Origin of the sequence: Mesorhizobium sp. M0159, assembly GCF_040322295.1 — a bacterium.
GTDB lineage: Bacteria > Pseudomonadota > Alphaproteobacteria > Rhizobiales > Rhizobiaceae > Mesorhizobium.
Genome location: NZ_JAMYTF010000005.1, coordinates 1 through 13,692, shown reverse-complemented (window position 1 = coordinate 13,692; position 13,692 = coordinate 1). Strand labels below are relative to the sequence as shown.

At 62.4% G+C, this 13,692-nt stretch carries 14 protein-coding genes and 1 riboswitch; of the genes, 3 read left to right on the top strand and 11 right to left on the bottom strand.

Annotation, left to right across the window (positions count from 1 at the left end; all coding sequences use genetic code 11):
- The first annotated feature begins 82 nt into the window (after positions 1 to 82).
- Positions 83 to 1,252: a GGDEF domain-containing protein gene (locus tag NKJ32_RS06765; RefSeq protein WP_352568824.1), complete on the top strand. Its 1,170-nt coding sequence runs from the start codon at positions 83 to 85 to the stop codon at positions 1,250 to 1,252.
- A gap of 72 nt (positions 1,253 to 1,324) precedes the next feature.
- Here the strand turns inward: NKJ32_RS06765 and gcvP are convergent, their stop codons facing one another.
- From gcvP to gcvT, 3 genes are read right to left on the bottom strand one after another with little or no spacing between them, the layout of a single operon-like run.
- Positions 1,325 to 4,135, bottom strand: a complete 2,811-nt coding sequence (gene gcvP / locus NKJ32_RS06760; protein ID WP_352568823.1) for an aminomethyl-transferring glycine dehydrogenase — start codon at positions 4,133 to 4,135, stop codon at positions 1,325 to 1,327.
- A 16-nt stretch (positions 4,136 to 4,151) separates the two neighbouring features.
- On the bottom strand, positions 4,152 to 4,520 hold the full coding sequence (gene gcvH / locus NKJ32_RS06755) for a glycine cleavage system protein GcvH (RefSeq protein WP_352568822.1): 369 nt from the start codon (positions 4,518 to 4,520) through the stop codon (positions 4,152 to 4,154).
- A gap of 5 nt (positions 4,521 to 4,525) precedes the next feature.
- Entirely contained in the window at positions 4,526 to 5,644 is a 1,119-nt protein-coding gene (gene gcvT / locus NKJ32_RS06750; protein WP_352827153.1) for a glycine cleavage system aminomethyltransferase GcvT, read from the bottom strand.
- A 148-nt stretch (positions 5,645 to 5,792) separates the two neighbouring features.
- A riboswitch (glycine riboswitch) is annotated at positions 5,793 to 5,879 on the bottom strand.
- Positions 5,880 to 6,083: 204 nt separating this feature from the next.
- Between gcvT and NKJ32_RS06745 the strand changes: the two genes are divergently transcribed.
- Complete coding sequence (locus tag NKJ32_RS06745; protein WP_352827151.1) at positions 6,084 to 7,082, top strand: hypothetical protein; 999 nt, start codon at positions 6,084 to 6,086, stop codon at positions 7,080 to 7,082.
- Positions 7,083 to 7,380: 298 nt separating this feature from the next.
- Here NKJ32_RS06745 and NKJ32_RS06740 read toward each other — a convergent pair whose 3' ends face one another.
- Positions 7,381 to 7,827 (bottom strand): Fic/DOC family protein, encoded by a 447-nt coding sequence (locus NKJ32_RS06740; RefSeq protein WP_352827149.1) that lies wholly within the window; start codon positions 7,825 to 7,827, stop codon positions 7,381 to 7,383.
- Positions 7,828 to 8,183: 356 nt separating this feature from the next.
- Entirely contained in the window at positions 8,184 to 9,011 is an 828-nt protein-coding gene (locus NKJ32_RS06735) for a transporter substrate-binding domain-containing protein (protein WP_352827147.1), read from the bottom strand.
- An 86-nt stretch (positions 9,012 to 9,097) separates the two neighbouring features.
- On the opposite strand from NKJ32_RS06735, the gene NKJ32_RS06730 reads away from it, so the two are divergent.
- The gene (locus NKJ32_RS06730) at positions 9,098 to 9,700 is read left to right on the top strand and encodes a DUF3011 domain-containing protein (protein WP_352827146.1); all 603 of its coding nucleotides are present in this window, start codon (positions 9,098 to 9,100) and stop codon (positions 9,698 to 9,700) included.
- A gap of 23 nt (positions 9,701 to 9,723) precedes the next feature.
- On the opposite strand, the gene NKJ32_RS06725 is transcribed toward NKJ32_RS06730, so the two are convergent.
- The 6 genes from NKJ32_RS06725 to NKJ32_RS06700 all read right to left on the bottom strand — a co-directional run bounded on the left by NKJ32_RS06725 (position 9,724) and on the right by NKJ32_RS06700 (position 13,601).
- Positions 9,724 to 10,533, bottom strand: a complete 810-nt coding sequence (locus NKJ32_RS06725; protein ID WP_352827144.1) for a molybdopterin-binding protein — start codon at positions 10,531 to 10,533, stop codon at positions 9,724 to 9,726.
- Between the two features lies 1 nt (position 10,534).
- The gene (locus tag NKJ32_RS06720; RefSeq protein ID WP_352568816.1) at positions 10,535 to 11,416 is read right to left on the bottom strand and encodes a cytochrome b/b6 domain-containing protein; all 882 of its coding nucleotides are present in this window, start codon (positions 11,414 to 11,416) and stop codon (positions 10,535 to 10,537) included.
- A 105-nt stretch (positions 11,417 to 11,521) separates the two neighbouring features.
- A complete protein-coding gene (locus NKJ32_RS06715) occupies positions 11,522 to 12,199 on the bottom strand; it encodes a DUF1345 domain-containing protein (protein WP_352827141.1) in 678 nt (225 codons plus the stop codon).
- A 5-nt stretch (positions 12,200 to 12,204) separates the two neighbouring features.
- Positions 12,205 to 12,672 carry a YaiI/YqxD family protein gene (locus NKJ32_RS06710; RefSeq protein ID WP_352454435.1) on the bottom strand — a complete coding sequence of 156 codons (468 nt, stop codon included), beginning with the start codon at positions 12,670 to 12,672 and terminating at the stop codon, positions 12,205 to 12,207.
- 66 nt (positions 12,673 to 12,738) lie between these two features.
- Entirely contained in the window at positions 12,739 to 13,308 is a 570-nt protein-coding gene (gene gfa, locus NKJ32_RS06705; protein WP_352451333.1) for an S-(hydroxymethyl)glutathione synthase, read from the bottom strand.
- Positions 13,309 to 13,328: 20 nt separating this feature from the next.
- Positions 13,329 to 13,601, bottom strand: a complete 273-nt coding sequence (locus tag NKJ32_RS06700) for a hypothetical protein (RefSeq protein WP_352572744.1) — start codon at positions 13,599 to 13,601, stop codon at positions 13,329 to 13,331.
- Positions 13,602 to 13,692: the final 91 nt, after the last annotated feature.

Here is a 13,692-nt window from a genome sequence, read left to right as displayed (position 1 = left end):
GCAAGGTTGGCTGAAAAACGATATCCGCGAACTGTCGCTGACCTAGAATGCAGTGGAACCCTCAAGAGGCTGTCGCTTAAGCATGTTGGATTACAGTTCGCTTCTGCTCGCGGCGGCGCTGTCGGGCACGTGCCTTAGCATCACCATGTTTGCGATCTGGTTCAGCGCGCCACAGGCACGCTTTGTGCTGACGGTGGCCTGCGGCATTCTCGTGCTCGTCGCACATGTCGTGTTGTTTTGGCATTACGCAAGAGATCCAAGCCCCTGGCTTTGCCAGATCGTGCTTGCGCTTCTCAGCCTCGGTTTCCTGATTATCTGCCTGTCGGCCATGCAATATCTCGGCATAGGCGACTACAGGCGCGCCATCTTGCCGACCTTGGTTGCGATGGCTGTTTGCACAGGCGCGACGTATCTCGGATTTGATGGTGTCGGCTTTATTGTCACCTACGCAACGGTAACGGCGCTGCTCTCGCTCATCGGAGCGATGTTCTGGATTGAGGGTGGTCACGATCGCCGGATATTGCTGGTCGTCTCGTTCCTGAGCGGCGTCTGTGCGCTGTCGTTCGGACTTTGCGGCGCGGTCCTGCTGGTCACGGGCCAATGGGTGCTGGGTGTTGCGCCCGACAATTGGGCCGAGCGGGTGAATTCCGTCGTGGCCGTCGCCTGCATGACCGGGCTCGGCGCATTGACGCTCTCCCTGCACCATTTGCAGGCGCAGATCGAATTGAAGGCCGAGACGATGACCGATCCATTGACCGGGCTGATGAATCGGCGGGCGTTGACGGCACTCTACGGCGAGCGGGTCTTCGGTCCGTTCATGTCCGTTGCCATGTTCGACCTTGACCATTTCAAGAGGACGAACGACGTATTTGGTCACCCGGTCGGCGACCAGGTTCTGTGCCGCTTTGCCGCCGTCATCAGGAAATACGCCCGGACCGGCGTCGACGCCTTCCGGTTGGGCGGCGAGGAATTCGTGCTCGTCATGTCGCGGATGACGGAAGAGAAGGCCTATGACATTGCGAGCAAGATCAGCGTCGCCTTCGGCACGGAAGTCGTGGCCACCCAACTCGGTCCGTTGCGAAGCACAGTCAGCGGCGGCATCGGCTTTGGCGGAACAAACGGCACCGGTCTCGACGATGTGCTGGCCGAAGCCGACGCAGCACTCTATGCGGCAAAGCGCGCCGGGCGAAATCGCGTCGTCGTCCGGGACCGGGCGAGCAAGGCCGACGGGCCGGCCTTGCGTTCTGCCTGATTGAGGTTTCTATCTTCTTGTTAGACCCATGATCTTGTCCGAAAACCGGATTCCACTTTTCGGGATCATGATCTATTCCGCCGCACCCAGATATTCCGACAGCGGCGGGCAGGAGCAGACAAGGTTGCGGTCGCCGGCGACATTGTCGATGCGTGACACCGGCGGCCAGTATTTTGCCGCCGTGTCGGCATCGCCGGCGGGGTAGGCCGCCTCCAGGCGCGAATAGGGATGGGTCCACTGGCCGGCCAACGCCTCGGCGGCGGTGTGCGGCGCATTGACTAGAGGATTGTCGCCCAACGGCCATTCGCCCTTCGCCACCTTGGCTGCCTCGCCGGCTATGGCGATCATCGCCTCGCAGAAGCGATCCAGCTCGCGCTTGGGCTCGGACTCGGTCGGCTCCACCATCAGTGTGCCGGCCACCGGGAACGACATGGTCGGTGCATGGAAACCATAGTCGATCAGCCGCTTGGCGATATCGTCGACGCTGATGCCGGCGCTGTCTTTGAGCACGCGGGTGTCGAGGATGCATTCATGCGCAACGCGTCCGTTGCGCCCTTTGTAAAGCAGGGGGAAATGCTCGCCGAGCCGCGTCGCCACATAGTTGGCGGAGATGATCGCCGTCTCGGTCGCCTGCTTCAGGCCGGAAGCGCCCATCATGCGGATATACATCCAGGTGATCGGCAGGATGGAGGCACTGCCGAACGGTGCCGCCGCCACGGCATGGGCCGAGCCTTCGGTGATGTGGCCGGGCAGATATGGCTTCAGGTGCGCCTTGACGCCGATCGGGCCGACACCGGGGCCGCCGCCGCCATGCGGGATGCAGAAGGTCTTGTGCAGGTTCATGTGGCAGACATCGGCGCCGATATCGCCGGGACGGGCGAGGCCGACCAGCGCGTTGAGGTTGGCGCCGTCGAAATAGACCTGGCCGCCATGGCTGTGGACCAGCGCACAGAGATCGCGCGCGCCTTCCTCGAAGACGCCATGCGTCGAAGGGTAGGTGAACATCAGCGCCGCGAGATTGTGCGCATGCTCGGCCGCCTTGGCCTGCAGGTCTTCCATGTCGATATTGCCGTCCTCGGTGCAGCGCACGACGACAACGCTCATGCCGGCCATGGCCGCGCTTGCCGGATTGGTGCCATGCGCCGAGGACGGAATCAGGCAGACGGTGCGATGGCCTTCGCCGCGTGAGCGGTGGTAGCCGCGAATGGCGAGCAGGCCGGCATATTCGCCCTGGCTGCCGGCGTTGGGCTGCAGGGTCACCGCGTCGAAGCCGGTGATCTCCGCCAGCCAGCCTTCCAGCTCGTCGATCATGGCGCGATAGCCTGTCGAATGGTCAGCCGGGGCGAAGGGATGCAGGTTGGCGACATCAGGCCAGCTCACCGGCATCATTTCGGCGGCGGCGTTGAGCTTCATGGTGCAGGAACCGAGCGGGATCATGGCGCGGTCAAGCGCCAGGTCCTTGTCGGACAGCCGGCGCAGGAAGCGCATCATGTCGGTTTCCGAGTGGTTTTCGCGGAAGACGGGCTGGGTGAGAAACTCGTTGCCGCGCGGTTTTCCTGGCATGGAACTGCTGGCGGCAACGCCGGCCTTGGCGCCGAAAAGTGCTGCGATCGCCTCCAGATCGGCTTCGGTGGAGGTCTCGTCGAAGCTGATGCCGACATGGTCGGCGTCGATGACGCGCAGCAGTCGGCTGGTCTTTTCTGCGGCGGCGGCAATCGCGCCGGCTCTGCCCTTCACTTCCACGGTCACAGTGTCGAAGCGGCTGTCGCCGAGCACCGAAACGCCCGCTGCCTTGAGGCCGGCAGCCAGGCGGTTGGCCAGCGTGTGGACGCGGCCGGCAATCGCCTGCAGCCCGGCAGGGCCATGCCAGATCGCGTAGGCCGTCGCCATATTGGCGAGCAGCGCCTGTGCGGTGCAGATGTTGGACGTCGCCTTGTCGCGGCGGATATGCTGCTCGCGTGTCTGCAAAGCGAGGCGATAACCGGGACGGCCCTTGCTATCCGTCGACTGGCCAACGAGCCGGCCGGGCATCAGCCGCGTCAGCCTGTCGGAGACGGCGCAATAGGCGGCGTGCGGCCCGCCAAAGCCCATCGGCACGCCAAAACGCTGCATCGGGCCGACGGCGATGTCGGCGCCAAGCCTGGCCGGCGCATCGGTCAGCGTCAGGCCAAGCGGGTCGGCGATGAAGACGACCAGCGCGCCGGCAGCACGGGCCCTGTCGATCGCTACCTTGTGGTCGCCGTAGACGCCGAATGTATCGGGCCAGGAGACCAGCAGGGCGGCGGTGTTGTCGTCGATCACCTCGCCGTCGACCTCGATGCCGAGCGGCTCGGCGCGGGTGCGCACGACGTCCAGCGTCTGTGGGTGCGGCGTGCCGGCCAGTGCCACCTTGGTGCGCTTGTCGCGATGATGGCGCAGCGCAATGCCGACAGCTTCGGCCACCGCCGTCGCCTCGTCGAGCAGCGAGGCCGACGCCACCGGCAGGCCGGTCAGTTCTGTCACCAGCGTCTGGAAGTTGAACAGCATTTCCAGCCGGCCCTGGCTGATCTCGGCTTGGTAAGGCGTGTAAGCCGTATACCAGGCCGGGTTCTCGAACAGGTTGCGCTGGATCACCGGCGGCACGTGGACGCCATGATACCCGGCACCGATGAAGCTCTTCAGCACCGTGTTCTTTGCCATCGTCGCCGCGAGCTCGGTCAGCGCTTCCGCTTCGCTTGCGGGGGCGGGCAGGGCCAGCGGCCGGTCGAGCCGGATCGACTTCGGCACTGCCTGACTGATCAGGGTCTCGACCGAAGGAACGCCGATCGTCGCCAGCATGGCTCTGACGTCATGGAGGCCCGGGCCGATATGGCGAGCCGAGAAGGGGTAGGGTGCTGCGGTCATCTTCCTGGTCCTGCTATCAACCAATATGGGCTTTGTAAGCGGCTTCATCGAGGAGTCCGTCGAGCTGGCTTTCATTGGCCAGCTTCATCTTCCACAACCACCCGTCGCTGGTTGCTGCCGAATTGACGAGTGAAGGATCCGATGACAGCGAGGTGTTGGCCTCGGTGATCTCGCCGTCGACGGGCGCGTAGACATCCGATGCGGCCTTGACCGATTCGACCACCACGGCGGTGTCGCCCTTGGCCAGCTTCCTCCCCGGCTCCGGCAGTTCGACGAAGACGAGATCGCCGAGCTGCTGCTGCGCGTAATCGGTGATGCCGACCGTGGCGATGCCGCCCTCGACGCGCAGCCATTCGTGATCTTCGGTGAAATAGGTCTTTGCCATTGAAATCATCCTTTGCGGTAGCGATGGGGCGTGAAGGGCAAGGGGTGAATGTCGACCGGGATTTTCGTCCCGCGGACATCGGCGAACAGTTTTGCACCGGATTTGGCAAGCGGCGTCTGGACGTAGCCCATGGCGACCGGATGACCGGCCGAGGGGCCGAAGCCGCCTGAGGTGACATGGCCGGCAGGGTTGCCGTCAGCATCGAAAAGGGCAGCACCGGCGCGCACCGGCTGGCGGCCTTCCGGCTTCAGGCCGACGCGTTTTTGCGCCGGACCGCGCTCCAGGATGGCGCGCAGCGCATCGGCGCCGATGAAGGCGCCAGAGGCGCGAACCTCCTTGGGGATGGCCCACATCAGCCCGGCGCTGGCCGGATCGATCTCCGGCGTGATGTCCAGCCCGTGCAGGCACAGTCCGGCTTCGAGCCGCAGGCTGTCGCGGGCGGCAAGGCCGACCCACATCACCCGCTCGTCCTCGAGCAGCCTGGCGACGAGGTTTCTTGCATCCGCTTCCGGCAGGCCGATCTCGAAGCCGTCTTCGCCGGTATAGCCGGACCGGCTCATGAACCATTTTTCGCGCGGCTCGATGCCGTGCATGAACACCAGCGAACCGGTCTCGATGCCGGCGCGGGAAAGGGCAGCCCACGCCTCGGGGCCCTGTATGGCCAAGAAGACGCGGTCGAGCGCATCCACTTTTACATCGAAATCGCCCTCTGCATCGAAATTTTTGGCCAGTGCGCGCAGATGCTTTTCGTCGGCGGCGGCGTTGCCGGCATTGGCGACCATCATGAAGCGCTCGGCGCCGAGCCTGGTGACGATCAGATCGTCCAGAATGCCGGTCGCCTCATTGAGGAAGAACGTGTATTTGGACTGGGAAATCTCAAGCGCGCCGGCATCGAACGGGCAGGCGCGGTTCAGAAGCGGTGCTGCGCCCGGGCCGCTGATTTCGAACAGCTTCATGTGCGAGATGTCGAACAGGCCGGCACGCTCGCGGCTGTGCAGGTGCTCCTTCATCACGCCGGCCGGATAGGTCAGCGGCATCGACCAGCCGGCGAAGGCGCCAAAGCGCGCACCAGCTGCCATGTGCAGATCTTCGAGGGGAAGGTGTTTGGTGTCGTCGCCCGTCATGTCATCTCCAGAGTCGCACGCAAGCGGCCGCGAATGGCGACCAGTCCGTGCCCCTCTGTCTGAAGCCTGAGAGACTCGCGCCCCGTAACTCTGTCGGCAGCGCTTACACCTTCGGCGCGGGGGCAAGCCCCGACTTTCCAGAGTGTCTTTCCCGTCTACGGTTCTTTTGCCTGAGAGATTTCGGGCGATTTCCCCTTCGGCGGCAGCTCTCGCTGCTCTCTCCCGCAAACAGGTAGGACTCGGTCAGGAGCCCTCGACTCGTCATCCATAGCCCGTGGACGACACCTTGTCACCTGCCGGCGACATTTTTACTGCCAAGTCTTCTGCGGGCCTTCTTTACAGGCAAGCCTTCGCTAACCACGCCGCTTGCCGGTTTCTCAAGACCTTGCCGATATACCGCATAAGGGCCGGCAATTACCGGCGGCGGGCGGGGAAGAAAATGGGCGAATTGATCATGAGCGCGCCGGTGGCCGGGCTGACCTCGAAAAATCGGATCACGGCGGAAGACGTGGTCATGCTGCGCGGCGAAGTGTTCGGCGACGGCGTGGTAACGCGCGGCGAGGCCGAGGCGCTGTTTGCGCTGGATGCAACGGCGAGGGACAAATGCGCGGAATGGCTTGAGTTTTTCGTCGAGGCCGTCACCGATTTCATCGTCCACCAGGAGAAGCCGGCGGGCTATGTTTCGCAGGACAATGCCGACTGGCTGATCCGGACGATTTCGCGCGACGGGATGGTCGACAGCCAGACCGAACTCGAGCTGCTGGTGCATGTGCTGGAAGTTGCCAAATCATCGCCGAGCACGCTTTCCAGCTATGCGCTGGAGCAGGTCGCTCATGCGGTCGTGGACGGCAAGGGGCCGCTGATGGCCGGCGGCAGGCTTATCCCTGGGTCGATTGCCAAGGCTGAGGTCGAGCTGTTGCGCCGCATCCTTTACGCCTACGGCGGCGATGGCAACATCGCCATCAGCCGCGCCGAGGCCGAGGTGCTGTTCGAGATCAACGAGCGGACAGCGGCGGGCGACAACGATCCGTCCTGGAACGATCTGTTCGTCAAGGCGATCGCCAATTTCGTCATGTGTTCGGCCGGCTACGAACCGCCGGTGCGAGACGTCGCGCTGCGCCGGGATGCTTTTTTCGAACAGGCCGATCCGGAGATCGGCGGGTTCTTCAGCCGCATGGTATCGGGCGGCCTGTCCGGCGTTATCGAGGCCTATCGTTCACCGGGCGACGTCGAGGCCGAATGGGAATCGAGGAACAAGGCAGCCGAGGCTCTGGCCCGCCGCGCCGAGACGGTCGATGCCGGCGAGGCGAAGTGGCTTGCTGAACACATCGGCGACCGGCCGCTGCAGGAGAACGAGCGCGCGCTGCTGACGCTGATCAAGCACGCCTCGCCGGAAATCCATCCGGCGCTCAAGCCGCTGATCGACAAGGTTGCGTGAGCCTTTCACGAGCAACCGAGCGTCACTGCCAACCCTGAAGCGATGCGAACGGACAGGCAGCCAATTAACCGGACAGGCTCAAGTGCATCTCTAGCGACTGATTACAGCCGACGGCAGCGCATTAACCTTTCCGAGGACAGGCAACATCAGCCAGGATCGGTAGGCAGCCCTTAAGCGACAATGTCCTGAATCAGGCGCGTGAGTGGGGCTTCGTCGCCGGAAAAGCTTGAGATCATGGCCTTCATGACCCGATCGCGATCCAGTTCGTCATCGTCGAAACCATGGCCGGCGTTGTCGGCTAATATCGCCAGAAACGCCAGCTGAGTGCGGCCGTTGCCTTCTCGGAAGGGTGTATCGCATTGATCTCAGCGAGAACGTGTGCTGCGCCAGCTGCAAAGACCTCGGCTGATGTGCCGGAATAATGGCCGGCGGCTGAGAGTTCTCCGAAAACCCGCTGCATCTCGGCATCGATGTACTCGGGGTAGCAAAACCAGTTACCGCCCTTGCCGATGCGGATGGTGCGCGGTTCACCGGCCCACGCATAGACGTCCTGAAACAGGTGACGATGCAGTGCCAGATAGTGCGGATAATCCAGATCACCAGCTGGAAAAGCCTCATCGGCCCGGGTCAGAAACAGAGCGAGCTCAAACTCGTCGAGCTCGGACTGATCATGAATGTCGAGGAGGTTGCGAAGGACGGTCGTGCCCGGATAGCACAGAGGATCGGATTCTGCGGCATAGACCAAGGTCCGCTACTTCTTGCGCGCCTGTTCTTTGATGAGCTTGCGTCGCTCATCACCGCTCAGCCCACGCTGCGAGCTTTGCTCAAGGATATGCCCCATGCGTGGACTTAGCTTCATACCTTCGACGGCGCTGATTTTGGCGCCTCCACTGCTCGTCAGGACATAGTGTCCGCTCTTTGGCGAGCGATCTAATTTGGGGGAACGACTTTTCATCTGGCAACGCTAGCACATGCCGGCCAAGGGGACCAAAGCGAATTTTGCGGCCGTGAAACAGCTGAATCCGACGATCATGGAGCGAGCGCGCCACTGTCGCTGAAATACGGTCGCTGATCGACAAGGTTGCATAACAGGTCGCGACCCTATTGCTTGGCGGGCTCGGACTTAGCTGTCTCGAAGCGCGACATCCATTTGAAGCTGCCGAACCAGTAGCGGCGCACGCCGCCTATGGTGCCGTCGGCGGTGCGCGCGCCGATCCAGTTGTTGACGTATTGGATGAGGCGGACATCGTCCGGGCGCATCGCAAACGCTTCCGGCGTCCGCAACAGCGGGCCGCCCACCATCGTCAACTTCGCGTCATAGAGCCTGGCGGCCATCTGCGGCGTCGGCGACGTCGCGACCATCGCCTGTGCGTCGCCGCCGATGATCGCGGCGAAAACATCTGAGGTATTGTCGAAAGACAGGATGGTCGCCTTGGGAAAAGCTTCCTTCGCGGCGGCTTCATCGGTGGAATTGGACAGCACGGCGATCTCGTATCCCGGCGCCGCCACTGCCTTTCCCGGCCTTTTCCCAAGGCTGGCGATCGTCGCAACCATACGGATATCGGCGGTACCGGTCTGGTTGGAGAACACCACCTCGCGTGCGCGTTCCGGCGTGCTGGCGTAGCCCGCCGCGATCATGTCGAAATCACCCTTGAGCAGTCTTGTCTTGAGGTCGTTCCAGGGCACCTCGACCAGCTTCAGGTCGACGCCGAGATCAGACGCCAGCGCACTGGTCAGGTCGACATCATAGCCGGCGAACTTCCCGTCGGCCTTCTTGAGGATCCATGGCGGGTTGAGCGCCACGCCGATCGTCAGTGTCTTCTGGTCGATGATGCGCTTGAGGCTGTCGTCCGCCCGGGCTGGCAGCAGCGACAAAGCCAACCAAGCAGAAAGGGCAAGTATAGTTGTGGCGATCATCTTAGCGCGCATTAATATAACCTCGCTGAGCCCGTCCGGTTGTCAGATTTACACAGAGGTGCCATTCTGTCGATAGCGGACCCTGATGGAGAGTTGCGATGTCGACACGGATGACGGTTACCGGTTCGATGATGTTCCTGGTTTGCATCCTGGGCAATCCGGCGAAGCTTTCGCTGCTGCCGGCGGCAGCGCAGGCTGCGGGGGCAAAACGCGTGGTCTGCTCCAGCGCCGACTACCGCTATTCCTATTGCGGGATCGATACGCGCCGCGGCGTGCAGTTGACCTCCAGGCTGTCGAAGGCGCGTTGCGTATACGGTAGAAGCTGGGGCTATGACGGCGGCGGCATCTGGGTCGACAATGGTTGCTCGGCCGAATTCGCAGTCGCCGGCCCCAACAGCAATCCCTCTGCTGGCGACGTCGCCGCAGCCATTATCGTCGGCGGCGTGGTAGGCGCCATTCTCGATAACGGCAATTCGCATCGCCATCATTCCGATAATTACTATCCGAAGCCGCGCCCGCGCCGTTACGACCAATTGATCGATCCGACGCCGCAATTCGACAATCAGGGCAACCCCAACTTCGATACCCACGGCAACTACCAGGGACCGCATGGGCTGGGCAAGCTTGTCACCCCTGACGACAATCCTGACCTGAATCCGGCCCTGCGCAGCGACGGCGACGACAGCGACGACGACAGTTAGATGAAGCTTGGGTCAGGTTTCGGTCAGATGCCGCCGTACCAGTCGTAGCCATTGTCCTCCCAATAGCCGCCTCTGCCGCCGCCGAGATTGGCGAAGCCGTCGACCAGCTCGATCTTGTAGAGGTATTTCGGCATCTTGTAGCCGAGCTGGCGCTCGACGCGGACGCGCAGCGGCGCGCCGTTTTCGACCGGCAACGGTTTGCCGTTGAGGCCATAGGCAAGGATCGTCTGCGGATGACGGGCATCGACCAGGTCGATCGAGCCGTAATATTTGATATCGCCGGCCAGGCTGCGGTCGATCGTGTCGAGGCAGTGGAACATGACGTAGCGCGCCTGCGGCTTGACCACTGCCTGGTCGAGCACCAGCGACAGCGGCGTGCCGGTCCATTTGGCAATGCAGCTCCAGCCTTCGACGCAGTCGTGGCGGGTGATCTGGGTGCGGCTCGGCATGTTCATCAGCTGCTCGCGGCTCAGCGACAGCGGTTTTTCGACGAGGCCTGAAACCTCCAGCCGCCAGTCGGCGAAATCGCTGGCGAGCAGGCCCTTGTAGAAATCGTCGTCCGGTGCGGTGACACCGTTCGGCCGCTGCGGCTGGCGAATGTCGGCCTCGGTGAACTCCGGCGCCAGCGCGTCACGGCCGGCAAGCAGTCGCTGCGCCCGCCAGGTCAGGCCATTGGCGCTTTCGAGGAAGCTGCGCAGGCTGTCGCCGACGCCAAGCTGGCTGTCGAAGGCGTCGCAGCCCGACAGCATGATGCCGGAAAGGCCGAGGCTGGCCGAGGTCAGGAACTTTCTTCGGCTTATCTGTAGCTTGGGGCTGATCTCGAATTTCGCCATGTCAGGCACTCCTCTCTGGCGCTTTGTCGCCATGCGCCGGCGGGTCGGTTCGATACCAGCCGGTGATGATGGAGCGCAGCTCGTTGATCGGGCCGGCGGCCAGGATCATCAGGATATGGATTATGAAGAAGGCGACGAGCAGCAGCATCACCGTGAAATGAATGGTGCGCGCCGTCTGCCGGCCGCCGAGCAGATCATTCAGGAACGGCAGCACCGAATCCATGCTCGGCGACATGGCAAGGCCGGTGATGATCATCAGCGGCAGCAGCACGAACAGCACGCCGCCATAGGCCATCTTCTGCAGCGTGTTGTAGTCGCGCGTGTGATGGAACCTGAGCTTGGCGTGCTCGACAATGTCTCGCGGCAGGCGCCTGAAATCATCGAGGCGCGGGGCAAGATCGCGGCGCAAATGGCCGTTGATCAGGCTGGCGACCAGCCAGACCAGCAGCGTGGTGGTCAGCACCCAGGCAAAGAAGAAATGAACGACGCGCGCGGTGCCGAGATCGTAATAGGAAGGGATCGTCGCCCAGGACGGGAAGGCACGGGAGGTCTCCTGGCCGGCCGGACCCGACCAGCCGAGCACGCCAGTGGTATCGAAGCGCGTGCCGAAGATTTCGGTATAGCCGCGCGGGCCAGTCGCCGTATTCTCGGCGCCAATGGCGAAGACGGTGTTGTTATAGCCAAAACCCGACTCCTTGCCGATATAGAGCTGCGGGCGGGCGTTGAAGATCTGCAGGCCCGAAAGCAGCATGAAGAACAGCGCGATCGCCCACAGCCAATGCGTCAGCCGCGTCCAGCGCGACTGGCGATAGATCAGCGTCGCATCCGTCGAAGCAGCGCTATCTGCCTCGGTGCTGGCTTCGCCTTTGGCAACTGATTCCATATTTTCCGTGCCTCCCTGCCAAGTGGTTCCGCATGGCCTCGTCAGATCTCTTCTCCTCCCAATACGTCGCCAGCCTAAGCGATGTTTCACCCGATCACGGATTTATTACGGACTGCCGAGGCTGACGGCGAGGTTGACCGCGGCTGCCACGATGACCGTGTTGAAGAAGAACGACAGGATCGAATGCACAAGCACGACACGGCGCATTTGCGAGGTCGTGATGTTGGTGTCGGCGGTTTGCGCCGTCATGCCGATCACCGTGGCGAAATAGAGGAAATCCGAGCCTTCCGGCCGCTTGCCGCCCGGGAAGTCGAGGCCGCCGACCGGAATTTTCTTTTTTGTGTCGCCATCCATCGCATCGCCATCCAACCAGTAGATATGCGCGTAGTGAAGTGCCGCCATGGCGTGGATGGTCAACCAGCCAAGCGGGATAGACAGCAGCGCCACCGTAAGCTCGACGGTGTCCGCGCTCTTCTCCCTGTTGATCAATTGAAACAACGAAATGATGGCAATAGCGACGACAATCAGCGTGACCGCGAAGATGGCCAGTACCGGCAGGTCCGTGTCGCCTGCATTCTTGCGCAGATAGCTGCCGGTAAGCCGCGGCATGTAGGCGATGACAAGAACGAGATAGGCGGCAAAGAACACATTGGCGCCGATCGAATAGGCAAGCGGCGCACGCCAGACCAGCGCGGCGCCAAAGGCTGCCACGCCGATGCAGGCCGACACCGCGAACGGCGTGTGGGGTCGCATGGGCATTTTGGTCGGGGTACCAGTCGCCATGGCCTTCAGTCCGCTGACGCGGATTTCAGCGCTCGCCGTAGGATGCGGTCAAGCTCGCCTAGGAACCGCGAGCGATCCTGCGGCGCGAAGCTCGAATTGTAGCCCTTGCTTTCGCCGGTCTCGCGCAGATGCTGCTTGAGATCGCGCATTGCCACCGCCATGCCGATCGTTTCGGGCGTAAACGGGCGTCCGGTCGGACCAAGTACGTGGGCGCCAAGCGCCACCGCGCGCGCGGCAAGCGGGATATCGGCGGTCACCACGATATCGTTGGACCGGGCATTTTCGACGATCCAGTCGTCGGCGGCATCGGCGCCCTTGGAGACGACGACATTGCGGATCATCGGATCGCGCGACGGACGCAAGCCGCCATTGGAGACGAAGGTGACGACGATGCCGTGCCGCTCGGCGACTTTTTCGACCTCGGCCTTCACCGGGCAAGCGTCGGCATCGACGAGAATAGCAGGTGCGGGCATCGTTGTTCCAAATGTGAAAGAGCCGGGCGGCGTCGCCCGGCTCGATCGATGATAGTCGAGCGGCTACTAGGCCGGCAACGCGCCGGACCTCTTGGCCGTCCAGGTGGCGATATAGTCCATCAGTCCTGGATTGAGGCAATCATAAGGTTCGAGCCCGATCGACTTCAGCTGTGACCTTATGCCGTCCATGCGGCTCGGATCGACACCGGACTCGATGATCGAAGAGACAAAGGCGGTGAAGCCCGGCGGCGACCAGCCGTCTTCCTGGAAGCGTTCGGGATGGATGAAGGACAGCCCCTTGAAAGCGTGGTCGCGCTCGACCGGGCCGTGCATGTGGACGCCGCAGCCGGTGCAGGCATGGCGCAGGATCAGCGCGCCCGGATCGACGATCTTCAGCTTGTCGCCGTTTTCGGTCACCGTCACGTCGTTTGTACCGGCAACCGCCACGACCGAGAACAGCGCGCCTTCCGGCTTCCAGCATTTGGTGCAGCCGCAGGCATGGTTATGGGCGATCTGGCCCTTGACCTTCACCTTGACCGGGTTGCTGGTGCAGGCGCAGACCAGCGTGCCGCCGGCAAAGTCGGCCTTTTCCCGTGGCAGTCCATTGTCGATTTTAGGATGCAGTTTTTCCGGCATTTTTGTCTCCTCCCTTGGTTCTATGCTGGTTCCGTTTCGATTACCGCTTCATTCTCCATACGGTGTTCTTGCCTGACGCGCTCTACCACCTTGAGAGCCTTGCTCAGATATGTATCGCGCACGAGAAACGATATTTCTTCTCTGCCGCGGTCGATCTCATCGAGGTCGATGCGAACGCGGTTGTTATTCCTAAGCGCTACCCAAAGATGTTCGCCGAATTGCCAGCTCTGCATACTGAGCGACTCGCTGAAATTCGGATATCGGATCCGAACCCGGATCAGTACCTCCTTCAATAGACTACCACGCTCCTGATCGACTTGCCTTCATGCATCAGGTCAAAGCCCTTGTTGATGTCCTCGAGCTTCAGCGTGTGGGTGATCATCG

Bases quoted from the DNA above. Each gene is read 5' to 3' on its own strand.
- NKJ32_RS06710 (WP_352454435.1), bottom strand. From the start codon at position 12,672: ATGCCCGCACCTGCTATTCTCGTCGATGCCGACGCTTGCCCGGTGAAG.
- NKJ32_RS06745 (WP_352827151.1), top strand. From the start codon at position 6,084: ATGGGCGAATTGATCATGAGCGCGCCGGTGGCCGGGCTGACCTCGAAA.
- NKJ32_RS06730 (WP_352827146.1), top strand. From the start codon at position 9,098: ATGTCGACACGGATGACGGTTACCGGTTCGATGATGTTCCTGGTTTGC.
- NKJ32_RS06735 (WP_352827147.1), bottom strand. From the start codon at position 9,011: ATGCGCGCTAAGATGATCGCCACAACTATACTTGCCCTTTCTGCTTGG.
- gfa (WP_352451333.1), bottom strand. From the start codon at position 13,308: ATGCCGGAAAAACTGCATCCTAAAATCGACAATGGACTGCCACGGGAA.
- NKJ32_RS06725 (WP_352827144.1), bottom strand. From the start codon at position 10,533: ATGGCGAAATTCGAGATCAGCCCCAAGCTACAGATAAGCCGAAGAAAG.
- NKJ32_RS06715 (WP_352827141.1), bottom strand. From the start codon at position 12,199: ATGGCGACTGGTACCCCGACCAAAATGCCCATGCGACCCCACACGCCG.
- gcvP (WP_352568823.1), bottom strand. From the start codon at position 4,135: ATGACCGCAGCACCCTACCCCTTCTCGGCTCGCCATATCGGCCCGGGC.
- NKJ32_RS06720 (WP_352568816.1), bottom strand. From the start codon at position 11,416: ATGGAATCAGTTGCCAAAGGCGAAGCCAGCACCGAGGCAGATAGCGCT.
- gcvT (WP_352827153.1), bottom strand. From the start codon at position 5,644: ATGACGGGCGACGACACCAAACACCTTCCCCTCGAAGATCTGCACATG.
- NKJ32_RS06765 (WP_352568824.1), top strand. From the start codon at position 83: ATGTTGGATTACAGTTCGCTTCTGCTCGCGGCGGCGCTGTCGGGCACG.
- gcvH (WP_352568822.1), bottom strand. From the start codon at position 4,520: ATGGCAAAGACCTATTTCACCGAAGATCACGAATGGCTGCGCGTCGAG.